The following is a 21,847-nucleotide window of genomic DNA, read 5'->3' on the forward strand; positions in this document are numbered from 1 at the left end:
GAGGCCGGGCTGCAGAGCCTGGACGACGAGCCGGCCGCTAGGCCCGCAGCCGCGCCCGGTAGCACTCGGTGCGGTACGGCACGTCGACCAGGTCGCGTCCCCGCAGGTCGGGATGCGTCGCGACGAGCTCGTCGACGGCGTCGAGCAGCACCGCACGCTCGTCGTCGGGAAGCAGGATGAGGTGGCTGCGGCTGGCCGCCAGCAGCCGGAGGTCGGCCGGTCGCATGGTCTGCGCCCAGTGGAACGTGGCGTGCTCGACGTCGCCGAACAGCTCGGGAAGGTCCGGGGCGTCGTACCGCAGGCCGCCGCCGAGCTCGTCGCCGCGGTGCACGATCTCCGTCCAGCGGGCCACCCAGTCGACCGAGTCGTCGCGGATGTTCCAGATCGCGGCCAGCTGCCCGCCGGGGCGCAGCACACGCGCGATCTCGGCCGCGGCCGCCGGTGGGTCCACCCAGTGCCAGGCCTGCGCGACGGTCACCGCGTCGACGCAGGAGTCGGGAAGGTCGGTGTGCTCGGCGGTCCCTCGGCGCGCATCGACGGACGGCAGCAGGACGGTCAGCTCGGCGCGCATCGCGTCCGACGGCTCGACCGCGACCACCGTGTACCCGAGGGCGACCAGGCGCTCGGTGAGCTTGCCTGTGCCGGCGGCCAGGTCGAGCACGTCGCGCGCACCGTCCGGCACGGACCAGCGGACCGCCTCGTCGGGATAGCTGGGGCGGACTTCGCGGTAGACGGACGCGCCCGCGTCGAACGAGGAGGCGCGCGCGGCCCGGTCGTCGGTACGCCGGTCTGGGGTGCTGCCCTCGTCCGTGCTCACATGCTCAAGCCTGCGGCAGCGGGTCCAGCACGTCGAGCGCAGCCTGGTGGAGCCGGCCGTTGGACACCAGCGCCGACCCGCCGAACGGTCCGGGCACACCGCGGATCGAGGTGAACGTGCCACCGGCCTCCGTGACGATCGGCACCAGCGCGGCCATGTCGTGCAGGGCGAGCTCCGGCTCGGCGGAGAGGTCCACCGCACCCTCCGCGACCAGCACGTGCGACCAGAAGTCGCCGTACGCGCGGGTGCGCCAGGTGCGACGCGTGAGGTCGAGGAACGGGTCGAGCAGCCCGCGCTCCTCCCACCCCGACAGGCTGGAGTAGGACAGCGAGGCGTCGGACAGCCGATCCACGGCGGACACCTGCAGGCGGCTGGCGGCGGCGAGCGACTTGCCCGTCCACGCGCCCGATCCCTGAGCGGCCCACCAGCGTCTGCCCAGTGCCGGGGCGCTGACCAGGCCGAGCACCACCTGGTCGCCGTCGAGGAGCCCGATGAGGGTGGCCCAGACGGGCACCCCGCGGACGAAGTTCTTGGTGCCGTCGATCGGGTCGACCACCCACCGGCGCGGCCCATGGCCCGTGTCGCCCATCTCCTCGCCGTGCACCGCGTCCCGCGGACGCGCACGGGACAGCTGGCCCCGGATGGCCTCCTCGGCCGTCTTGTCGGCGTCGGACACGGGCGTCAGGTCGGGCTTCGTCTCGACGCGCAGGTCGAGGGCCTTGAACCGGGCCATCGTGATCGAGTCCACCTGGTCGGCGATGACGTGGGCGAGGCGCAGGTCGTCGTCGTACCCGGGGCGAATACTCATGGCCGACACGGTATCGGCTGGACCAACGCCGCACGTCAGGGGCGCGCGGTCTCCCGCTGCTCGGGTTCCCCGGTGCCCAACCGACTGGCGAGCAGCCGCCGGAACGACTCGACGCGTGCCCCGCGCGCCGCTCTCGACGAGTCGTCGGGTGCCTCCTGCACCCACGCGTCGAGCGCGCAGTCCGGGGCGTCGTCGCCGTGCGTGCAGCCGCGCGGGCACTCGTCGGCGACGGTCGCCAGGTCCGCGAACGCCCCGAGCAGGTGCTGGGGGTCCACGTGCGCGAGGCCGAACGACCGCACCCCTGGGGTGTCGATCACCCAGGTCGGCTCGCGGGTCCCGGGCACCCGCAGCGCGACCGCGGAGCTGGAGGTGTGCCGACCGCGACCGGTCACGTCGTTCACGACGCCGACGGCGCGACCGGTGCCCGGCACGAGCGCGTTCACGAGCGTCGACTTCCCGACGCCCGAGTGCCCGACGAGCACCGACGTCCGGCCGTCCAGGGCGTCGCGCACAGCCTCGAGGCCGTCGATGACGCGCCCGTCCCCGCGGCTGCTGACCACGACCTGCACCCCGATCGGCGCGTACATGTCCACCAGCGTCGCGGGGTCGGCCAGGTCCGCCTTGGTCAGCGCGAGCAGGGCGTCCATGCGGGCGTCGTACGCGGCGGCGACGCAGCGGTCGATCATCCGGGTGCGCGGCTCGGGGTCGGCCAGCGCGGTCACGATCACGAGCTGGTCGGCATTGGCGACGATGATCCGTTCCACCGGGTCGGTGTCGTCGGCCGTGCGGCGCAGCACCGTCTTGCGCTCCTGGATGCGCACGATCCGGGACAGGGAGCCGTCGGCGCCGGACGTGTCGCCGACGATGTCGACGCGGTCCCCGGGCACCACACGGTCACGGCCGAGCTCCCGGGCCTTCATCGCGATAGCGACGCGTTCGTCGGGCCCGTCGGGGTCGACGAGGATCGCGTACCGCCCACGGTCGACGGCGGTGACCAGGGCCACCTCGGCGTCGGCGTGCTCGGGGCGCTGCTTGGTACGGGGGCGCGAACCTCGACCGGGACGGATGCGGACGTCTCGCTCGTCGTAGCGCCGTTGAGCCATCAGACGGGCGTCCGCGTCCCCAGCAGCATGTCCGACCAGAGGCCGACGAAGTCGGGCAGCGTCTTGGCGGTCGTCGCGACGTCCTCGACCTCGATGCCCGGGACCCGCAGCCCGACGAGGGCGCCGGCCGTGGCCATCCGGTGGTCCTCGTAGGTCCGCCAGACCGCGCCCGACAGCGGTCGGGGTGTGATGACCAGGCCGTCCGACGTCTGCTCCGCCTGCCCACCGACGCGGGTGATCTCGGCGGCGAGAGCGGCGAGCCGGTCGGTCTCGTGACCGCGCAGGTGCGCGATGCCACGCAGGCGGGTGGGGGAGTCGGCCAGCGCGGCCAGCGCCGCGATCGTCGGGGCGATCTCGCCAGCGGCGTGCAGGTCGAGGTCCACGCCGTGGATCGCGCCGGTCCCGGTCACGGTGAGCACGTCACCGTCCAGGGCGGTGCGCGCCCCCATGCGCTCGAGGATCCCGGGCAGCAGGCCGCCGGGCTGCGTCGTCCGCGTGGGCCAACCAGGAACGCTCACCGACCCGCCGGAGACGAGTGCCGCGCACAGGAACGGCGCGGCGTTCGACAGGTCCGGCTCGACACGCACGTCTCGGCCGGCGATCGGTCCGGGGGCGACCTGCCAGATGGCCGGCCGGGAGTCGTCGACCTCGACGCCGGCCTCACGGAGCAGGGCGACGGTCATCTCGATGTGCGGCAGGCTCGGCAGGGTGCGGCCGGTGTGCCGCAGCGTCAGGCCGCGCTCGAAGCGCGCCGCGGCGAGCAGCAGGCCGGAGACGAACTGGCTGGACTCGGACGCGTCGATGTCGACCTGGCCACCGGCCAGGCTGCCGCGCCCGTGGACCGTGAACGGAAGGTGCCCCGGCTCGCCGTGCTCCTCGACACGCACGCCCAACGTCCGCAGCGCCGTCACGACCGGACCCATCGGACGGGCCAGCGCCGCCGTGTCCCCGTCGAACCGCACCGGCCCGTCGGCGAGCGCCGCCACCGCGGGCAGGAAGCGCATGACGGTCCCGGCGAGCCCGCACTGGATCGTCGCGCCGCCGCGCAGCGCACCGGGTGTGACCGTCCAGTCGTTGCCGTCCTCGTCGATCTCGGCGCCCAGTGCGCCGAGCGCAGCAGCCATCAGGTGCGTGTCCCGCGACCGCAGCGCGCCGCGCAGGCGTCCGGGGGCGTCCGCGAGCGCGGCGAGCACGAGGTACCGGTTGGTCAGCGACTTCGACCCGGGCACCTCGACGCGTGCGGCGAGGGGGCCGGTGGTGACCGGCGCCGACCAGAGGTCGACGGAGGGTGCAGACGTCATGCGCCCAGGTTAGTCGGCCTTCGAACGCACGAGGCGCGCCCGGTGGACCCGCCAGGCGACCCCCGGCCGCCCTTCGTAGTCCGCCGCCGCGAGGATCGCACCGGCCGTGAAGGCCAGCGCGCGGACGAACCGCTCGCGTCGTGCCTGCCGCTCCGCCTTGCTCTCGGTGCCTCGTCTGCGGGGGAGGTTGACCAGGACCAGGGGAGCCGTGAGGGCGGCGAGCGCCAATGCCGCCGTTCGGGGCGCCTTGTTCATCGAGAGCAGGATGCCCGCACCCGCGAGGGCGACGCCGTGCACCTGGACGACGGTCGTCAGCTGCCGGTCGGACAGCTCGTAGCCGAGCACCTCACCCGCGGGCCCCTGCCGGACCGGCGCGGGCAGACGGTCGAGCAGGGTGGTCAGCGCGCCACGCGCCTCGGCAGCGTGGGACGACGGGTGACGGACCACGTCGAGACCTTCGGAGACGAACCACGACGCGAACAGCGGTCGGACGACACGGCGCAGCAGCACGGGAGGCCTCCTCTACAGCGCGCCGCCGGCGGCGGCCGGTGCGTCGGTGGAGACGCCACCGTCACCGATCTGCTCGCGGGCGACGTAGTTCTCGAGGTCGAACAGGTTGTCGCCGGCACGGGTGGCGACGGTCAGCAGCGTGGTCGCGGAGGAGACCTCCTCGACCTGCTCCTTGAGGAACCAGAGCAGGAACTGCTCGCCCAGCGCGTCGTTCTCGGCGCGGGCCGCCCGGAAGATCGCCTCGATCTGCGAGGTCACCTGCTGCTCCTGCGCGAGCGCGAGCGCGATCGGCTCGGTGACCTTGTGGAAGTCGTTGCGCACGGGGCTGCCGGCCGGGATCTCGACGGCGAGGTCCCGGTCGAGGAGGTAGCGCACGATCATCAACGCGTGGTTGCGCTCTTCGAGGGCCTGCCGGTAGTAGTGCGAGGCCAGCTGCGGGAGGTCCTGGCCGTCGAACCAGACGGCGATCGCGACGTACTGCTGGTGGGCGTCGAACTCGTGGCCGATCTGCTCTCGCAGCAGTCGCAGGTAGGTGGAGTCGTCCGAGATGGTCGTCATGTCCGCCACGCTAGTGCCGGTCAGGCCGTTCGGCGACGCCGAACCGGACGCTGTCCAGCGTCCCGGTCGTGCCCGCGGCCCGCCGGCGGGGGCAGCGGGGAATGGCTCGCGGGCCTGGGCCGTTGTGCCTCCCATGACCTGCGCCGCCCTCGAGACGCGATCCAGCACACCCCTCACGACCGGATGGGCCCTCGGTGTCCCGGACCCCGTCACTGTGGCGTGGCCCACGCCGGTCGGTGGCCCGGCCGCTGCCGGACTAGGCTCGACCGCGATGAGCGAGGACACCAACCGCGCCCCCGAGGCCGAGGACGACGCGGCCCGCACCGAGCGGTTCGAGGCTGAGGCGCTGGTCTACCTGGACCAGCTCTACGGTGCTGCCCTGCGCATGACGCGCAACCCGGCGGACGCCGAGGACCTGGTCCAGGAGACGTTCGCCAAGGCTTTCGCGGCGTTCCACCAGTACCGCCCGGGCACGAACCTCAAGGCGTGGCTGTACCGGATCCTGACGAACACCTACATCAACTCCTACCGCAAGAAGCAGCGCGAGCCGCAGCAGTCCCGTTCCGAGGAGATCGAGGACTGGCAGCTGGCCCGTGCGGAGTCGCACACGTCGGCCGGGCTCCGGTCCGCCGAGGCGGAGGCGCTCGACCACCTGCCGGACTCCGACGTGAAGGACGCTCTGCAGCGCATCCCGGAGGAGTTCCGCATCGCGGTGTACCTGGCCGACGTCGAGGGCTTTGCGTACAAGGAGATCGCGGAGATCATGGGAACGCCGATCGGGACGGTGATGTCCCGGCTGCACCGCGGGCGAGCCCAGCTCCGCGAGATGTTGTCGGACTATGCGCGTGGCCGTGGTCTTGTCGCCGCGGCGCCCACCACGCCGGAGGGTTCGTGATGAGCGAGTTTGACGAGTCGGCGACGTTGCCGGCGATGCACGCAGGGAGCTGCGGCAACAACTGCGCCGACGCGCTCGACCGGCTGTGGGAGTACCTCGACGCGGAGCTGGAGGCTCCCGACTCGGACGTCGTCCGAGCGCACCTGTCGGAGTGCCAGGGCTGCCTCGAGGAGTACGACGTCGAGGTCGTCGTGAAGAACCTCGTGCGCCGGGGCTGCCAGGAGGTCGCACCGGACGCGCTGCGCATGCGGATCCACGAGCAGCTCACGGTCATGCGGGTCACCACGTCTCTCGACTGACCCCGCAGGACGCTGCGCGTCAGGGCATGAAGAAGGCCCGGTGCAGATGCACCGGGCCTTGTCCGTTCCGTCAGGCGTTCGGACGGTTGCCGTGGTTCGCGGCGCTGCCCTTGCGGGAACGGCGCTTGCGGCCTCGCTTGCTCATGGGATCTTCCAATCTTCGACAGACCTGGGGGGCCGACGCGATGTCGTGAGGTGCGTGCGCGCCGGACTCGTTCCATGGTCCCACATCCTGCGGGTGCTCAAGTCACGTCGTCGTACGTCCGATGACTACGGGGTGAGCCAGCCGACACAGTCAGTGATCCCGTTCCTGCACGCCCTCTCGAGCAACGGTGGCTCCGACCTGCACTGCAAGGTCGGGTCCGCGCCTCGAGTCCGGGTCGACGGCCGCCTGCGCAAGCTCCAGGTGCCGGACCTCAAGCCGGCGGACACCGAGCGCATGCTCGAGGAGGTCATCCCGGACGACCTCGTGGACCACTTCCGCGAGAACCACGAGGCGGACTTCGCGTACTCGATCCCCGGCGTCGGCCGGTTCCGGGTGAACGCGTACCAGGCCCGTGGCACGTACGGCATGGTGTTCCGGCGGGTCGCTGTCGGCGCGCAGTCGCTGGGTGACCTGGCGCTGCCCGAGGTGGTCGGCCAGCTGGCCCTCGAGCCTCGCGGTCTCGTGCTGGTGACCGGCCCGACCGGATCGGGCAAGACGACGACGCTGGCGTCGATGGTCGACCTCATCAACACGTACAAAGAGGTCAACATCGTCACGATCGAGGACCCGATCGAGATCCTGCACCAGGACAAGAAGGCGATCGTCTCGCAGCGTGAGGTTCGTCAGGACACGGCCGACTTCACCGTGGCGCTGCGTGCCGCCATGCGGCAGGACCCCGACGTCATCCTCGTCGGTGAGATGCGCGACGTGGAGACCGTCCGGGCGGCCCTGTCCGCCGCCGAGACCGGTCACCTCGTGCTGTCCACGCTGCACACGATCGACGCGGCCGAGACGATCAACCGCATCATCGACTTCTTCCCGCCGCACGAGCAGAAGCAGGTGCGCATCGCGCTCGCGCAGTCCTTGCGGGGGATCGTCTCGCAGCGCCTCGTCCGGCTGGCCGACGGCACGGGTCGTCGCCCGGCGATCGAGGTCATGGTCAACACCGGTCGCACCCGCGACGCCATCCTCGAGCCGGCAGATGCGCCGCCGCTCATCGACCTGATCCGCGACGGCGACTTCTACAAGATGCAGACCTTCGACCAGCACCTGTTCCAGCTGGTCCGCGACGACGCGATCACGTTCGACGAGGCGCTGACCGCGTCGACCAGCCCGCACGACCTCACCGTCGAGCTGCGCCAGGCCGGTCTGGTCAGCTGATCCTCTGACACGCACGAGCCCGGACCCGTACGGGGGTTCGGGCTCGTTCGTCTCTCCGTGCCGGTTGTCATTCGCGACACGCGATATAACGTGTTCTCAGAAACGAGATATATCGCGAATGGAGAACGTCATGGCAACCGAGTCGTGGGTCGTCGCCGGCCCGCAGATCATCGAGATCGAGGCGATCAGCGCCGTGCAGGTCCAGCTGGCGGGGGGACGGGTCGACGTCGTCGCGCACGACGACGGGCCGGGAGCGCGGATCGAGGTGCACGCCGTCGACGGGAGGCCCCTGGAGATCACGCTCTCCGGCGGCGAGCTGCGCGTCGGCTACCAGTTCACGCTCGGCGGCTGGGAGGGCTTCCTGGAGAGGTTCCGCAACTTCGGCGGCAAGGACCGCGCGGACGTGCACATCGCCGTCCCGCGCGACGTCGGGTCGAATGTCGGCACCGTGAGTGCGGACGGACTGCTCGCCGGTGTCGTGGAGGACGCCTCGGTCTCCACGGTGTCCGGCACGCTGATCACGGACAGCACTCGCGGCCGTCTGTCGGCGAAGACGGTCTCGGGCGAGATCGTCGTGCGCGACCACCAGGGCGACCTGCGGCTCAACTCGGTCTCCGGGGAGCTCGCCGCCTCCGGCGAGCTGAGCCTGGTGCAGGCGAAGACCGTGTCCGGCTCGGTGACGCTCGACGTCCGCACCGGCACCTCCAGCGTCACCGCCTCGAGCGTGTCCGGCGACGTCACCGTGCGACTCCCGCAGGGCAAGGGTGTCCACGTGAAGGCGCAGTCGGTCTCCGGGAGGCTCGTCGTGGACGGCGAGGAGTACAAGGGTTCCGCGCCCGGCCAGCGCAAGATCGACCTGTGCAACGGTGACGGCGCCTGCTTCGTCTCGGCCAGCACGGTGTCCGGTCACGTCACCGTCCTGCGCGGCTCCGGCGTCGCCGGCGGGGTGGCCTGATGATGGCGCCGGTCTTCGCGCACGGACAGCTGCGGCTCTACCTGCTGTCCCTCCTGGAGTCCGGGCCGAAGCACGGCTACGAGCTGATCACCGACCTGTCGGACCGCTTCGGCGGCACCTACCGGCCGAGCCCCGGAACGGTCTACCCGCGCCTGGCCCGGCTCGAGGAGGAGGGTCTGGTCGTGCGTGTCGACGAGGAGCGCAAGAGCACGTACGCCCTCACCGACGCCGGCCGCGCCGAGCTCGAGGCGCGCCGTGGAGACCTGGCTTCGCTCGAGGAGGGGATCGCCGAGTCGGTCCGCGAACGGGCCGCGCAGGTGCGCGACGACGTCCGAGGGTCCATGCGTGGGCTCCGTGCGGACCTGGCCGCGGCGGCTCAGCGTGCCCGCGCCGAGGCGGTGCCCCGCACGGCCTCCACCTCGGGCGACGCCCGCACCGCGTCCCACGTGCGCTGGGCCGATGCCGAGGTCATGCTGCAGCGGTTCTGCGACGAGATCCGCGCCGAGCTGCGCAAGGCGGACGCGCAGGGCAAGGTCGAGCAGCTCACCGTCGACACCTTGCGGACCGTGCTCGACACCGCGCTGACCGCCGTCCGTGGAACTCTGCGGTGACCCGGGTCTGCGACGACCCGGTGGGGGCGGTGGTGGTCAGGCGCCGCCGTCGTCCGGCAGGCCCAGCCAGGAGTGCCAGCCGGTGTGCAGCACCAGCCAGGCCATGAGCCCGTAGCCCGCCTGACCGGGCAGCGTCCCGTCGCCCGCCGCAAGGTCGCCGAGCCACTGGTCGTGCGAGGCGAGCGGGGTGAACGTGTCGACGAACGGCACGCGACGCCGGGTGGCGACGTCCGCGAAGGCCGCTGACAGGTCACCGAGCTTCTCGGACTCGGCCGTGCTTCCCGGCGGCGGGCCGACGACGAACGCCGGGATCCGGCGCTGCTCGGCCACGTCGAGGATGTTCGCCAGGTTCAGGCGGCTGCGGGCGAGCGACAGGCCCGCAGCGACGTCTGCCCGACCCAGTGCGACGACCAGCCGGTTGTCGGCGTCGGCGGAGAAGCGCCGCGTGACCTCGTCGTCCCAGCGGGCGCCCAGGCCCGTGCTCGTCTCGCCGGGCACCGCGAGCGCCATGGCGATCAGGGGAGTCGGGGTCGGGGTGCGGGCGGCCACGCGACCCAACCAGCCCAGTCCCTTCGGGTCGCCCGCGCCGGCCACGAGCTCGTCGCCGACCACCGCCAACCTCAGCGGCAGCTCGCCCACAGGTGTCACCTCTCGTCGCCGGACCGGTCACGCGACCGCCACCGGCGACCGCGCTCCCAGTGTCTCAGGGCGTGCACGCGGACCCGGGTTCATCGCCGGGCCTGTCGCGGGTGAGCGCGACGCGCCGGCGGCTCGCGACGACGCCCCGCGCGGTCAGCGCCGTCGCGCGAGTGCCGGGCGTCCGGGACCGGTGCCGGTGTCATGCGCCGCGGATGGCAGAAGTCCTGGCGATCGTTGACTTTCTGCCACGAGCCTCCGCATGCTGGAGTCATGCTCCGCTCCGTCGCCGCCATCGTTCTGCCCAACGTCGCTCCCTTCGAGCTCGGGGTCGCCTGCGAGGTGTTCGGCATCGATCGCGCCGACACGGGCGGCCCGTCGTTCGACTTCGTCGTCTGCGCCGAGCAGCCGGGCCTGGTCACCACCAAGGGCGGTCTCTACTCGATCACGGTCGAGCACGGGCTGGAGTCGACCGCGGACGTCGACCTGGTCATCGTGCCCGCCTACGGCTCGGGCGCGGTCCCTGCCGCCGTGCTCGATGCCGTGCGCGCGGCCCACGCGCGCGGGGCGTGGGTGCTGAGCATCTGCAGCGGCGCGTTCGCCCTGGGGGAGGCCGGGCTCCTCGACGGTCGCCGGTGCACGACCCACTGGATGCACAGCGACGAGCTGCGTCGGCGGTTCCCCGCCGCGCAGATCGACCCCGCGGTGCTGTACGTGGACGACGACCGCGTCATCACGAGCGCCGGGACGGCCGCGGGCATCGACGCCTGCCTGCATCTGATCCGTCGTGAGCTCGGCGCCTCGATGGCCGCCGCGGTGGCCCGTCGGATGGTCGTGCCGCCGCACCGCGACGGCGGGCAGGCGCAGTTCGTCGACACCCCGCTGCCGTGCGACGCGGACACGCTGGCGCCGCTGCTCGCGTGGATGGTGGAGAACCTCGAGACCGAGCTGAGCGTTCCGGACCTGGCTGCCAGGGCGTTCGTCTCGGAGCGCACGTTCGCCCGCCGGTTCCGCGCGGAGACCGGCACGACGCCGGCCGCGTGGGTCACCCGGCAACGCGTGGTGCGTGCCCAGGAGATGCTCGAGCGCTCGGACGCGAGCATCGAGGAGATCGCGCGGCTGTGCGGCTTCGGCACGGCGGCCGTCCTGCGTCACCACTTCGCCCGCACCCTGGGCACCAGCCCGCAGGCCTACCGGCGCACCTTCGCACTCAGCCCGGTCGGCTGAGCGCGACGACGGCCGCACCCCCGAAGGGCGCGGCCGTCGTCGTCGAGCGTCAGCGCCGGAAGGCGGTCTCCACCAGGGTGGCCTGCTGCGCCTGGTGCTTCTTGGCCGAGCCGGCCGCCGGCGAGGCCGACTCCTTCCGGGAGATCACGCGCAGCGTGCGGCCGAGCAGCTGGGGCAGGTGCATGGACAGGAACGTCCAGGGGCCCTGGTTGCCCGGCTCGTCCTGCACCCAGACCAGCTCGGCTCCCTCGAACGGCGCGACCGCGGCGCGGGCCGCGTCGACGTCGAGCGGGTACAGCTGCTCGAGCCGGACGATCGCGGTGTGCTCGTCTCCCGACTTCACGCGCTCGGCGAGCAGGTCCCAGTAGACCTTGCCCGAGCAGAGCAGGACGCGGTCGACCTGCCCCGCCTTGGCGGCGGCGAGGTCGTCGCCGATCACGGTCCGGAACGTGCCGGTGGTGAAGTCCTCGATCGGCGACGAGGCGGCCTTGAGCCGCAGCATCGACTTCGGCGTGAACACGATGAGCGGCTTGCGCGGGCGGTCGTAGGCCTGACGACGCAGCAGGTGGAAGTGCGACGCCGGCGTCGACGGCTGCGCGATCACCATGTTGTCCTCGGCCGCGAGCTGCAGGAACCGCTCGATGCGCGCGGACGAGTGGTCGGGTCCCTGACCCTCGTAGCCGTGCGGCAGCAGGAGGACGACCGACGAGCTCTGCGCCCACTTCTGCTCGGCCGACGAGATGAACTCGTCGATGATCGTCTGCGCCCCGTTGACGAAGTCGCCGAACTGGGCCTCCCAGAGGACGAGCGCGTCGGGCCGCTCGACCGAGTAGCCGTACTCGAAGCCGAGGCACGCGTACTCCGAGAGGGAGGAGTCGTAGACCCAGAACTTCGCCTGGTCGGCAGACAGGTAGAGCAGGGGCGTCCACTCGGCGCCCGTCTCGCGGTCGTGCATGACCGCGTGGCGCTGGACGAACGTACCGCGACGCGAGTCCTGGCCGGCGAGCCGGACGGGCGTGCCCTCGACCAGCAACGACCCGAACGCGAGGAGCTCGCCGTAGCCCCAGTCGATACCGCCCTCGCGGCTCATCTGCTCCCGCTTGGCCAGCAGCTGTGCGAGCTTGGGGTGGACCGTGAAGCCCTCCGGCGGACGCACGTGCGCCCGGCCGATCCGCTCCAGCATCCCGGCGTCGACGGCGGTCTTCCAGCCGACCATCACCCCGGCGTCCTCGAGCTGCGACTCCGGACGCTCCAGGCCCTTCACGGCCTGGTCCGGCGGCGCGTAGCTGTCGTCACGGGTCTCGGCGAACACGCGCTCGAGCTGGTTCTGGTAGTCCTGCAGCGCCTGCTCGGCGTCGGTGATGGTCAGGTCGCCGCGCGCCACCAGCGTCTCGGTGTAGAGCTTGCGCACCGAGCGCTTGGCCTCGATCAGGTTGTACATGAGCGGCTGGGTCATCGAGGGGTCGTCGCCCTCGTTGTGACCGCGGCGGCGGTAGCAGACCATGTCGATGATGACGTCGCGGTCGAACTGCTCGCGGTACTCGAACGCCAGCTCGGCCACCCGGACGCACGCCTCGGGGTCGTCGCCGTTCACGTGGAAGACCGGCACCTGCAGGCCCTTGGCCACGTCGGTCGCGTACTGCGAGGAGCGTGACGACGACGGCCCGGTGGTGAAGCCGACCTGGTTGTTGATGATCACGTGGATGGTGCCGCCGGTGCGGTACCCGCGCAGCTGCGCGAGGTTGAGCGTCTCGAAGACGACTCCCTGCCCCGCGAACGCGGCATCGCCGTGGATAAGGATCGGCAGCACGGAGAAGCCGTCGCCACCCAGGTCGATGCGGTCCTGCTTGGCGCGGACGATGCCCTCGAGGACCGGGTTGACGGCCTCCAGGTGGGACGGGTTGGCGGCCAGGTAGACCGACGTCGTCGCGCCGGACTGGGCCGTGAACGTGCCCTCCGTGCCCAGGTGGTACTTCACGTCGCCCGAGCCCTGGACCGACTTCGGGTCCTGGTTCCCCTCGAACTCGCGGAAGATCTGCCCGTAGGACTTGCCGGCGATGTTCGCCAGGATGTTCAGGCGGCCACGGTGGGCCATCCCGATGCCGACCTCGTCCAGACCGTTGTCGGCCGCCTTCGACAGGATTGCGTCGAGCAGCGCGATGACGGACTCCCCGCCCTCGAGCGAGAACCGCTTCTGGCCGACGTACTTGGTCTGCAGGAACGTCTCGAACGCCTCCGCCGCGTTGAGCCGGCGCAGGATCCGCAGCTGGTCCTCACGGGGCGTGCGGGTGTACCCGGACTCGAGCCGCTCCTGCAGCCAGCGCCGCTGGCGCGGGTCCTGCAGGTGCATGTACTCGCTGCCCACGGTCCGGCAGTACGAGTCGCGCAGCAGACCCAGGACCTCGCGGAGCTTGGCCCGGGGCTTGCCCGTGAACCCACCGGTCGGGAAGGTGCGGTCCAGGTCCCAGAGCGTCAGGCCATGGGTCTGCACGTCCAGGTCGGGATGCTTGCGCTGGCGGTAGGCGAGCGGGTCGGTGTCCGCCATCAGGTGGCCGCGCGAACGGTAGGCGTGGATCAGCTCGGCGATGCGGGCGGGCTTGATCGCCTCGGCGTCCGGGTCGTTGGACTCGCGGACCCAACGCACCGGCTCGTACGGCACGCGCAGGGCGGCGAAGACGCGGTCGTAGAAGCCGTCCTCGCCGAGCAGCTTGCGGGCGATGATGCGCAGGAAGTCGCCCGACTGCGCACCCTGGATGATCCGGTGGTCGTACGTCGAGGTGAGCGTCAGCACCTTCGAGACGCCCATCTTGTTCAGCGCCTCCTCGGAGGTGCCCGCGAACTCGGCCGGGTAGTCCATGGCGCCGACGCCGACGATGGTGCCCTGGCCCTGCATGAGGCGGGGGACCGAGTGGACGGTGCCGATCGTGCCCGGGTTGGTCAGCGAGATCGTCGTGCCCGCGAAGTCGTCGACCGAGAGCTTGTTGCCGCGCGCCCGGCGCACGACGTCCTCGTACGCGGCCCAGAAGCCGGCGAAGTCGAGGGTCTCGCACTTCTTGATCGACGGGACCAGCAGCTGGCGTGTGCCGTCCGGCTTGGCCAGGTCGATCGCGATGCCGACGTTCACGTGCGCCGGCGTCAGGATGCTCGGCTTGTCGTCGGCGACCGTGAAGGAGGCGTTCATCGCCGGCATCTCGGACAGCGCCTCGACCATCGCGAAGCCGATCAGGTGCGTGAACGAGATCTTGCCGCCGCGCCCCCGGGCGAGGTGGTTGTTGATGACGATCCGGTTGTCGACCATCAGCTTGGCGGGCACGGCACGCACGGAGGTCGCGGTCGGGACGTCGAGCGAGGCCTCCATGTTCGTCACGACCCGCGCGGCCGGGCCCCGCAGCTTCTGGACGTCGTCCGTGGCGTCCCTCTGCGCTGCGTCGTCGTGCTGCGGGCGCTGCGCGACCTGCGCGTAGGGCGCCGTCGACGGCTGGGCGGTCGCGATCGGCGAGGTGGTCGTGGGCGGCTCGACGAACGACGGAGCGGCAGGCGCGGAGGACGGCGCGACATGGGCGCCCTGCTGGCGCGGCGGCGGGATCTGCGCGGGCGCGACGAGCGGCGTGGACCTCACGGAGACGCGACCCTCGGCACCGACAGCTGCGCCGTTGGTGGCAGCCGGTGCTGGGGCCTGGGTGCCGTTGGTGGCGGGCTCTTCGGGCTTGTAGCCCTCGAAGAAGTCCCACCACGCGGGGTCCACCGCGTTCTTGTCCTTGAGGTACTGCTGGTACAGCTCGTCGACGAGCCACTCGTTCGCTCCGAAGACGGCGCGCACCGAGTCGGGATCGGCCTTCTGGGTCACGCTGGGATCGCCCACTTCCGATGCGGTCCGCGACCGCGTCTCTGCTGGTTCGCATGTCGGCTCACATGCGCGTTCTGTCGATGACAACACTACGGCCTAGGTGCCTCCTGACCTGCCTCAGGAGGGGTCCCCGGACGGGATCCGCACGCGTCTTCACCTTGCCGACACCACCGGGTCAACACGGGGCAACGAGGCAGTTCGGGGGACTTCAAGGCGAGGTTGTCGGCGGCCCTGCGAGGTCATGCGATCGCACGATCGTGCATACGGCGTGAACGGGACGAATCGACGGCCGCCGGGTCAGGGCTTCGTCGCCGGCAGCGTGATGCGCATCGTGCACCCGACGTCGGAGTCGGCGACCTCGATACGACCGCCGTGCAGGTCGATGGCCCAGCGCACGATCGCGAGCCCCAGCCCGGTCCCGCCGGTGGAGCCCTGACCGGTGAGCGCGGGGCTGTTCCCGCGGACGAACCGCTCGAACACGTGGGCCCGCTGGTCCCGCGCGATGCCGGGTCCGTGGTCGACGACGTCGATCCGGACCTCTCCGCCCACGACGGACGCCTCGAGGCGGACCTCGTCGTCGTCGGGCGAGTGCCGGACCGCGTTGTGCAACAGGTTGGCGACGACCTGGTGCAGACGGTCAGGGTCGGCCGGGACGGTGAGGTCCTCGGGAACGACGACGACCGGAAAACGCAGGCGCTTGGCCGAGCCGACCAGCATGGCCCCCTCGGCGGCCTCCTCGAGGAACCCGCGCAGGCGCAGGTCGGTCAGCTCGAGGGTGACGTCCCCGGCCTCGAGCCTCGACAGGTCGAGCAGGTAGGTGACGAGCCTGCCGAGGCGTTCGGTCTGCGCGAGCGCCGCCTGCATGGTCGTCGGGTCGGCCACGCTGACGCCGTCGACGATGTTCTCGAGCTGCGCCTGCAGGGCGGTGACCGGCGTCCGCAGCTCGTGGGAGACGTTCGCGATGAGCTCGCGCCGGAACGTGTCGGACTGCTCGAGGTCGTCGGCCATGGTGTTGAAGGCGCTGGCCAGCTGACCGACCTCGTCCATGCTCGTCGCCCGCACCCGCTGGCTGTAGTCGCCGGACGCCATCCGCTGCGCCGCGTGCGTCATCTCGCGCAGTGGCGAGGTCATGCCGCGGGCGAGCAGCTGGGTCACGATCAGGGACGCGAGGATCGCGAGCGGCAGCGTCCGGGAGGGGCCGAGGTGCTTCTGCGTCAGGCCCCACCAGGTGATGGCTGCGGCGAGCGTCACGCTGGCGGCGACGAGGATGCCGAGCTTGATCTTGATCGAGCGGAAGCTGTCGAGCGGGCGCACGTCGGGGATCCGCGAGCGGCCCGCCTCGCCGCGCACGTGCCGCGGTGCGTTCACGCGCCCTGCGTCGCCGCGTCGCCGGTGGCCGTGCCCTCGATCGGTTCGAACGCGTACCCGACGCCGTGCACGGTGCGGATCAGGTCCGCACCGAGCTTGCGGCGCAGCGCCTTGATGTGCGAGTCGACCGTGCGTGTCCCGCTGGCGTCGACCCAGTCCCACACCTCGGCGAGCAGGCGCTCACGGGTGAGGACCGTGCGCGGGAACGCCGCGAGCGCCAGCAGCAGGTCGAACTCGGTCGGTGTCAGGTGCACCTCGGTGTCACCGCGTGTCACGCGTCGCTGCGCGCGGTCGACGGTGACGTCGCCGAACACGAGCGGGGGATCGGGCTGCTCCGCGGCGACCATCTCGACCGCCCGCGCAGCCCGCTCGGTGCGCCGCAGGAGCGCCTTCGTGCGCGCGACGAGCTCTCGCATCGAGAACGGCTTGGTCATGTAGTCGTCCGCGCCGACACCCAGGCCGATCAGCATGTCGGTCTCGTCGTCGCGGGCCGTGAGCATGAGCACCGGCACGGGCCGCTCCGCCTGGATCCGTCGGCACACCTCGAGACCGTCGATGCCGGGCAGCATCACGTCGAGCACCACCACGTCGGGCCTGAGGCGGCTCGCCGCGGCGACCCCGGCCAGTCCGTCGCCGGCCGACTCGACCGACCAGCCCTCTGCCGAGAGCCGGTGCACGATCGCCTGCGCGATGGCCGGCTCGTCCTCCACCACGAGCACCGTCGTGGAGGCACCTGCCCCGGGCGCCGTCGTCGGCCCACCGTTCACGTTCGCCATGCCGCCAGAGTGGCACACGGCGCCCGAAATGACGCTCGCACCCCGCCGCCCGACCCTGCGCGGCGCGTGGCCGTCACCGTATGATGTGCCCCACCATGAGCAGCTCAAGTAGCTGCCGGCGTCTTCACCGGTTCAGACCCGGCGGAGCGTGTGCCGGCCACCCGCAGGTCCTTGCCCAGCTCGTTCTGCAGCCCCACCTCGACGCCGACCCGCGGGTCGGCGTTCCGCTTCAACCGAGGGCGACCGCGTGATCGCCGAATGGCTCCTCGTCGCGCTGGGCGTTCTGCTGACGCTCGGAACGGCCGTGTTCGTCGCCAGTGAGTTCTCCCTGGTGACGCTCGACCCGGGCGTCGTCGAGAAGCAGACGTCGACCGACGACCGTCGCAGCCAGTCCGTGCTCAAGGCGTTGCGCCGGCTGTCCACCGAGCTCTCGGGCGCTCAGGTCGGCATCACGTTGACCACCGTCCTGCTCGGGTACACCACCCAGCCCGCCGTCGTGCGTCTCCTGCGGATTCCGCTCGAGGACTCGGCCCTCGGAGCCGTGGTGGGAGGTGTCGTCGCGGCGCTGCTCGCGATCGTGCTGGTCAACGGCTTCTCGATGGTCGTCGGGGAGCTCATCCCCAAGAACCTCGCCATCAGTCGGCCGCTGGCGACCGCCCGCTCCGTCGTGCCGTTGCAGCGCGCGTTCACGAGCGCGCTGCGGCCGCTCATCACGTTCTTCAACGGGACGGCCAACGCGCTCCTGCGACGGGTCGGCGTCGAGCCGCGCGAGGAGCTGTCCGGCGGGCGGTCACCCCAGGAGCTCGCCGCGCTGGTCCGGCGTTCCGCCGAGGTGGGCACCCTCGACTCGTCGACCGCGACGCTGCTCACCAACTCGATCGACTTCACCCAGCTCACCGCGGTCGACGTCATGACCGACCGCCTGCGGCTCGTGGTGGTGAGCAGGGGCGACTCCGCGGCCGACGTGATCGCCCTGGCCCGGCGGACCGGGCACTCGCGGTTCCCGGTGATCGGGGACGACAGCGACGACATCGTGGGCCTGGTGCACCTGCGCCGCGCGATCGGCGTGCCGTACGAGCGTCGCGCGGACGTACCCGCGGGCGCGCTGATGGTCGAGGCGCCGCAGGTTCCCGAGACCGTGCACCTCGGTCCGCTGCTGGTGGGGCTGCGAGAGCAGGGACTGCAGATGGCCGTCGTCGTCGACGAGTACGGCGGGACGTCGGGCGTCGTGACGCTCGAGGACGTGGTCGAGGAGCTGGTCGGTGACGTGGCGGACGAGCACGACCGTCGTCGCCAGACCGCGGCCAGGACCGCGGACGGTTCCTGGCTGCTGCCGGGCGTCACCCGACCCGACGAGCTGACCGAGACCACCGGTCTGGAGGTCCCCGCCGACGGTCCCTACGAGACGCTCGGCGGGCTGCTGATGTTCGTGCTCGGCCGGATCCCGGTCGAGGGCGACCACGTCACGGTCGGTCGCGTGCGCCTCCAGGTGGACGCCATGGCGGGCCGACGGGTCGAGCGCGTCCGCGTCGCCGAGCTGCCCCCCGTCGACGACCAGGAGGTCGAGCGATGAGCGTCGGGGTGGCCTCCGCGATCGCGGCGCTGCTCCTCGCGGCGAACGCGTTCTTCGTCGGTGCCGAGTTCGCCATCATCTCGGCGCGGCGCTCGTCGATCGAGCCGCTCGCCCGCGCGGGCAACCGTCGGGCCGGCACCGTCCTGTGGGCGATGGAGCACGTGTCGCTCATGCTCGCGTGCGCGCAGCTCGGCATCACGGTCTGCTCGACCAGCCTCGGCGTCGTGGCCGAGCCCGCGATCGCGCACCTCATCGCGGCACCGCTGGAGTCGTGGGGTGTGAGCCCCGAGATGGTGCACGTGATCGCCTTCTTCGGGGCCCTGGCGATCGTCGTCTACCTGCACGTCGTATTCGGCGAGATGGTGCCCAAGAACCTCGCGGTCGCCGGCCCGGAGCGAGCGGTCCTGTGGTTCGGCCCGCCGCTCGTGTGGATCGCCCGGGTGGTCCGGCCCGTGATCACGCTGCTCAACTGGCTCGCCAACCACGCCCTGCGTGCGGCGGGCGTCGAGCCCAAGGACGAGGTGTCGTCGGCGTTCACGGCACAGGAGGTGCACTCGATCGTGGAGCGCTCCCAGGCGGAGGGTCTGCTCGACGACGAGCAGGGCCTGCTCACCGGCGCGATCGAGTTCTCGGACCGCACCGCCGCCGACGTGATGATCGCGCCGGACGAGCTGGTCACCGTCGGGGCGGGGAGCACTCCCGAGGAGATCGAGCGGCTGGTCGCCAAGACGGGGTTCAGCCGGTTCCCCGTCCTGGACGACCAGGGCGTGCCCACCGGCTACCTGCATCTCAAGGACGTGCTGTACGCCGAGGAGGCAGACCGGGCCGTCCCCGTACCACAGTGGCGTGTCCGTCCGCTGGCCGTCGTCGGTCCGGACGACGAGGTCGAGGAGGCGCTCGCGGCGATGCAGCGTTCCGGTTCGCACCTCGCGCGCGTCGACTCGGCGGGGTCGACGGTGGGCGTCGTCTTCCTGGAGGACATCCTGGAGGAGCTCGTCGGCGAGGTCCGCGACGCGATGCAGCGGGAGCAGATGTCCTGATCCGGGGTTTTCCCGGCAGTTGTGCCGCGTGTCGGCCACTGTTGTCCCGGTAGGTGGACTGGACATTCGTCCAGGGACTTGGATGCCTCGCTCTCACCCGTTATGGTTTCGTGACCGCGGTCGCGCGCTCCAATCTTTGCGACACGGATCGACAACGCACGGTGGACGGGAGGTGTCGTGGGATCGCACAGCGTCGAGCCTGAAGCCGCCCCGCTGACCCGCCGCCGCCTCCGTGAGGCGAACCGCACCGCAGATCCCGCGCCCGACGTGCGTGCCGCGTCGACCACGCGCCCCGACCCGCACTCGCCGGTGTCCGTGCGGAGCGGGTCGACGCCGGCTGTTGCGCCGTCGCCGAGCGCCCCTCGCAGCGTCGACGCCGGGCCGGTGCCGGCGCCCGCAGCCGATGCCCGTGCAGGACATGCGCCGACCGCCCGGCTCGCCTCGCGATATGTGTCCCGCCCGTCCGTCGAGCCCGCCGACGTCAGCCCCGTGCGACCGACGGCCGCGCAGGCCGCCCCGACGGCGCCGCCCAGCGGGCCGACGTCGCCGCCCAGCGGTCGTCGTGCGGCTCGAGCTGCTGACCCGTCCTCCGCGGTGGCGCCGTCCGAGGCCGCGGTCGCTGGCCCCGCGCCAGCTGCCTCCAGGCGTGCCGCTCACGCAACCGCCCCCGCACCCCGTGCTCAGGGGACCGCTGCCTCGGCGTCCGGTGCTCACGCGACCGCTGGCTCTCCGTCCGGTGCTCCCTCCTCCGCACCGGCCGAAACGGCCGCCGCCGGGAGGTCGTTGCCGACGAGTGCCCCGGCAGCCGCACCGACCTCCCGCCGGGCAGCTCGCGCGACGCAGTCGCCTGCCGAGGCTGCAGACTCTGCACCGCCGTTGCGTCGTGCCCGCCCCAAGGCGCACAGCTCGGTGGCCATCCCCGTCCTGCCCGACCGTGTCACGCCGACGGAACAGCCGGTCCCGACAGCTCCCGACGGACGACCGGCCGACACGCAGCCGGCGCGCTCGACCAGCGTCCTGCTCTCCCACGCTCCCGCGAGCCGGCCGGCTCCGCAGACGGCAGCGCCCGTGCCGGTGGCCGCGCAGCCGTCGATTCCGGCGCCTCGTGTCGCGCAGCCCGCGAAGCCGGACGCCACTGCGGTCCTCCCGGCGGCACGAGTCGTCGACACTGCGACCGCCGCCGACGTCGCGCCTGTGGCACCCGTCGCGCCTGTGGCACCCGTCCTGCCTGAGCCCGTCCTCGTGAAGGCGAGCCGGGCGGTCCGGGCCGTGGCCCCCGCTGAGCAGACAGCGGTCGTGCCCGCGGGCCCTACGGCCGACCCGGAACCCTGGGAGCTCGCAGACACGGGCGAGGTGCCCACGCAACGACCTTCGGACGCCGTGTCGCGAGGCATGGCGACCCGGCGGTCCGGGCGCCCGACGCGGGTCGCAGCTCGGCTCGGCGTCCTGAGCGTGCTGGCCGGCATCACGGTGATCATCCCGGTGAGCCAGGGCGTCGTCGCGGGCCCGGTCGCCTTCGGGTCCGACGCGCTCGCGGACTCCACGCTGCCCAGCACGGTCACGGCGCTCGCCGGCTCTCAGCTGTCCGAGCTGCCGCCGGCGTCGCTGGTCTCGGCCGACGGGGCACTCGGGGACCGCGAGGTCACCACCGGTGCGAGCCGCAGCGACCTTCGCTCCAGCCTTCCGGGGTGTGACGGAGCGGTGCGCGAGGCAGGCCAGAACGGGCAGCTCAAGCAGGTGGACCTGTGCACCCTCTGGGACAACCACACGCAGCTGCGCGCGGATGCCGCCGTGTCCCTCGCCGAGTTCAACCAGGCGTTCGCCGCCCGGTTCGGAGCCGACCTCTGCTTGGCCTCCGGCTACCGGACCCTCGGCGAGCAGCGCGCGGTCAAGGCGCAGAAGGGTGGCCTCGCGGCTGCGCCCGGGAAGAGCAACCACGGCTGGGGCCTGGCGGTCGACCTGTGCCAGGAGCAGACGGCCGGGGCGAAGTGGGCCTGGCTCAACGAGAACGGTCCGGCGTTCGGCTGGGCCAACCCGGAGTGGGCCAAGCCGGGCGGCAGCGGGCCGCACGAGAAGTGGCACTGGGAGTACGTCAAGGGCGTCCAGCAGGACGGCGAGTACTACGACGGCTGATCGGCCGACCTTCGGATGACGACC

The 21,847-nt window shown here is 72.0% G+C and carries 20 protein-coding genes; 9 read left to right on the top strand and 11 right to left on the bottom strand.

From position 1 onward, the window contains the following. Positions 1–37: 37 nt before the first annotated feature. The 6 genes from I847_RS0105585 to I847_RS0105610 are packed head-to-tail and all read right to left on the bottom strand — an operon-like array spanning position 38 to position 5,097. Positions 38–817 carry a class I SAM-dependent methyltransferase gene (locus I847_RS0105585; protein WP_028048909.1) on the bottom strand — a complete coding sequence of 260 codons (780 nt, stop codon included), beginning with the start codon at positions 815–817 and terminating at the stop codon, positions 38–40. Between the two features lie 4 nt (positions 818–821). After that, complete coding sequence (gene hisN / locus I847_RS0105590; protein ID WP_028048910.1) at positions 822–1,625, bottom strand: histidinol-phosphatase; 804 nt, start codon at positions 1,623–1,625, stop codon at positions 822–824. A gap of 35 nt (positions 1,626–1,660) precedes the next feature. After that, positions 1,661–2,728: a ribosome small subunit-dependent GTPase A gene (gene rsgA / locus I847_RS0105595; protein ID WP_028048911.1), complete on the bottom strand. Its 1,068-nt coding sequence runs from the start codon at positions 2,726–2,728 to the stop codon at positions 1,661–1,663. Continuing rightward, on the bottom strand, positions 2,728–4,029 hold the full coding sequence (gene aroA, locus I847_RS0105600) for a 3-phosphoshikimate 1-carboxyvinyltransferase (protein ID WP_028048912.1): 1,302 nt from the start codon (positions 4,027–4,029) through the stop codon (positions 2,728–2,730). The genes rsgA and aroA overlap by 1 nt, the downstream gene beginning before the upstream one ends. A 9-nt stretch (positions 4,030–4,038) precedes the next feature. Then, complete coding sequence (locus tag I847_RS0105605; protein ID WP_028048913.1) at positions 4,039–4,539, bottom strand: hypothetical protein; 501 nt, start codon at positions 4,537–4,539, stop codon at positions 4,039–4,041. Between the two features lie 12 nt (positions 4,540–4,551). After that, complete coding sequence (locus tag I847_RS0105610; RefSeq protein WP_028048914.1) at positions 4,552–5,097, bottom strand: ferritin; 546 nt, start codon at positions 5,095–5,097, stop codon at positions 4,552–4,554. Between the two features lie 133 nt (positions 5,098–5,230). Between I847_RS0105610 and I847_RS0105615 the strand changes: the two genes are divergently transcribed. Together I847_RS0105615 and rsrA are read left to right on the top strand one after the other, a co-directional pair. After that, the gene (locus tag I847_RS0105615) at positions 5,231–5,992 is read left to right on the top strand and encodes a sigma-70 family RNA polymerase sigma factor (RefSeq protein ID WP_028048915.1); all 762 of its coding nucleotides are present in this window, start codon (positions 5,231–5,233) and stop codon (positions 5,990–5,992) included. Next, a complete protein-coding gene (rsrA, locus tag I847_RS0105620) occupies positions 5,992–6,291 on the top strand; it encodes a mycothiol system anti-sigma-R factor (RefSeq protein ID WP_028048916.1) in 300 nt (99 codons plus the stop codon). Before I847_RS0105615 ends, rsrA begins: the two co-directional genes overlap by 1 nt. A gap of 70 nt (positions 6,292–6,361) precedes the next feature. Here rsrA and I847_RS27665 read toward each other — a convergent pair whose 3' ends face one another. Further along, positions 6,362–6,436, bottom strand: coding sequence for a 50S ribosomal protein bL37 (locus I847_RS27665; protein ID WP_155859599.1), 75 nt, complete (start codon positions 6,434–6,436; stop codon positions 6,362–6,364). A 132-nt stretch (positions 6,437–6,568) separates the two neighbouring features. Here I847_RS27665 and I847_RS0105625 point away from each other — a divergent pair, with 132 nt between their 5' ends. The 3 genes from I847_RS0105625 (at position 6,569) to I847_RS0105635 (ending at position 9,223) form a co-directional block, all read left to right on the top strand. Then, a complete protein-coding gene (locus tag I847_RS0105625; protein WP_028048917.1) occupies positions 6,569–7,657 on the top strand; it encodes a type IV pilus twitching motility protein PilT in 1,089 nt (362 codons plus the stop codon). A 130-nt stretch (positions 7,658–7,787) separates the two neighbouring features. After that, on the top strand, positions 7,788–8,612 hold the full coding sequence (locus I847_RS0105630; RefSeq protein WP_028048918.1) for a DUF4097 family beta strand repeat-containing protein: 825 nt from the start codon (positions 7,788–7,790) through the stop codon (positions 8,610–8,612). Then, positions 8,612–9,223 (top strand): PadR family transcriptional regulator, encoded by a 612-nt coding sequence (locus I847_RS0105635; protein WP_231384098.1) that lies wholly within the window; start codon positions 8,612–8,614, stop codon positions 9,221–9,223. The genes I847_RS0105630 and I847_RS0105635 overlap by 1 nt, the downstream gene beginning before the upstream one ends. Before the next feature lie 36 nt (positions 9,224–9,259). Here the strand turns inward: I847_RS0105635 and I847_RS0105640 are convergent, their stop codons facing one another. After that, positions 9,260–9,862, bottom strand: coding sequence for a GDSL-type esterase/lipase family protein (locus I847_RS0105640; protein ID WP_028048920.1), 603 nt, complete (start codon positions 9,860–9,862; stop codon positions 9,260–9,262). Between the two features lie 270 nt (positions 9,863–10,132). Here I847_RS0105640 and I847_RS0105645 point away from each other — a divergent pair, with 270 nt between their 5' ends. Next, a complete protein-coding gene (locus tag I847_RS0105645) occupies positions 10,133–11,086 on the top strand; it encodes a GlxA family transcriptional regulator (protein ID WP_028048921.1) in 954 nt (317 codons plus the stop codon). Between the two features lie 49 nt (positions 11,087–11,135). Here I847_RS0105645 and I847_RS0105650 read toward each other — a convergent pair whose 3' ends face one another. The 3 genes from I847_RS0105650 to I847_RS22105 form a co-directional block, all read right to left on the bottom strand. Then, on the bottom strand, positions 11,136–14,933 hold the full coding sequence (locus I847_RS0105650) for a multifunctional oxoglutarate decarboxylase/oxoglutarate dehydrogenase thiamine pyrophosphate-binding subunit/dihydrolipoyllysine-residue succinyltransferase subunit (protein WP_028048922.1): 3,798 nt from the start codon (positions 14,931–14,933) through the stop codon (positions 11,136–11,138). Positions 14,934–15,230: 297 nt separating this feature from the next. Next, positions 15,231–16,301: an ATP-binding protein gene (locus I847_RS0105655; RefSeq protein WP_028048923.1), complete on the bottom strand. Its 1,071-nt coding sequence runs from the start codon at positions 16,299–16,301 to the stop codon at positions 15,231–15,233. Next, positions 16,298–17,077, bottom strand: a complete 780-nt coding sequence (locus tag I847_RS22105) for a response regulator transcription factor (protein ID WP_051274503.1) — start codon at positions 17,075–17,077, stop codon at positions 16,298–16,300. The genes I847_RS0105655 and I847_RS22105 overlap by 4 nt, the downstream gene beginning before the upstream one ends. Before the next feature lie 247 nt (positions 17,078–17,324). Here I847_RS22105 and I847_RS22110 point away from each other — a divergent pair, with 247 nt between their 5' ends. The 3 genes from I847_RS22110 (at position 17,325) to I847_RS25410 (ending at position 21,823) form a co-directional block, all read left to right on the top strand. Beyond that, entirely contained in the window at positions 17,325–18,650 is a 1,326-nt protein-coding gene (locus tag I847_RS22110; RefSeq protein WP_196804488.1) for a hemolysin family protein, read from the top strand. Continuing rightward, the gene (locus I847_RS0105675; RefSeq protein ID WP_028048924.1) at positions 18,647–19,690 is read left to right on the top strand and encodes a hemolysin family protein; all 1,044 of its coding nucleotides are present in this window, start codon (positions 18,647–18,649) and stop codon (positions 19,688–19,690) included. The genes I847_RS22110 and I847_RS0105675 overlap by 4 nt, the downstream gene beginning before the upstream one ends. 909 nt (positions 19,691–20,599) lie before the next feature. Next, positions 20,600–21,823: a D-alanyl-D-alanine carboxypeptidase family protein gene (locus I847_RS25410; RefSeq protein ID WP_051274504.1), complete on the top strand. Its 1,224-nt coding sequence runs from the start codon at positions 20,600–20,602 to the stop codon at positions 21,821–21,823. Positions 21,824–21,847: the final 24 nt, after the last annotated feature.

Origin of the sequence: Cellulomonas sp. URHD0024, assembly GCF_000426185.1 — a bacterium.
In the GTDB taxonomy this organism is placed as follows: domain Bacteria; phylum Actinomycetota; class Actinomycetes; order Actinomycetales; family Cellulomonadaceae; genus Cellulomonas.

What these genes read in the sequence shown, in the direction of transcription:
- hisN (WP_028048910.1), bottom strand. Translation starts at nt 1,625, where the DNA reads ATGAGTATTCGCCCCGGGTACGACGACGACCTGCGCCTCGCCCACGTC.
- rsgA (WP_028048911.1), bottom strand. Translation starts at nt 2,728, where the DNA reads ATGGCTCAACGGCGCTACGACGAGCGAGACGTCCGCATCCGTCCCGGT.
- aroA (WP_028048912.1), bottom strand. Translation starts at nt 4,029, where the DNA reads ATGACGTCTGCACCCTCCGTCGACCTCTGGTCGGCGCCGGTCACCACC.
- I847_RS0105610 (WP_028048914.1), bottom strand. Translation starts at nt 5,097, where the DNA reads ATGACGACCATCTCGGACGACTCCACCTACCTGCGACTGCTGCGAGAG.
- I847_RS0105615 (WP_028048915.1), top strand. Translation starts at nt 5,231, where the DNA reads ATGACCTGCGCCGCCCTCGAGACGCGATCCAGCACACCCCTCACGACC.
- rsrA (WP_028048916.1), top strand. Translation starts at nt 5,992, where the DNA reads ATGAGCGAGTTTGACGAGTCGGCGACGTTGCCGGCGATGCACGCAGGG.
- I847_RS0105630 (WP_028048918.1), top strand. Translation starts at nt 7,788, where the DNA reads ATGGCAACCGAGTCGTGGGTCGTCGCCGGCCCGCAGATCATCGAGATC.
- I847_RS0105635 (WP_231384098.1), top strand. Translation starts at nt 8,612, where the DNA reads ATGATGGCGCCGGTCTTCGCGCACGGACAGCTGCGGCTCTACCTGCTG.
- I847_RS0105645 (WP_028048921.1), top strand. Translation starts at nt 10,133, where the DNA reads ATGCTCCGCTCCGTCGCCGCCATCGTTCTGCCCAACGTCGCTCCCTTC.
- I847_RS22105 (WP_051274503.1), bottom strand. Translation starts at nt 17,077, where the DNA reads ATGGCGAACGTGAACGGTGGGCCGACGACGGCGCCCGGGGCAGGTGCC.
- I847_RS0105675 (WP_028048924.1), top strand. Translation starts at nt 18,647, where the DNA reads ATGAGCGTCGGGGTGGCCTCCGCGATCGCGGCGCTGCTCCTCGCGGCG.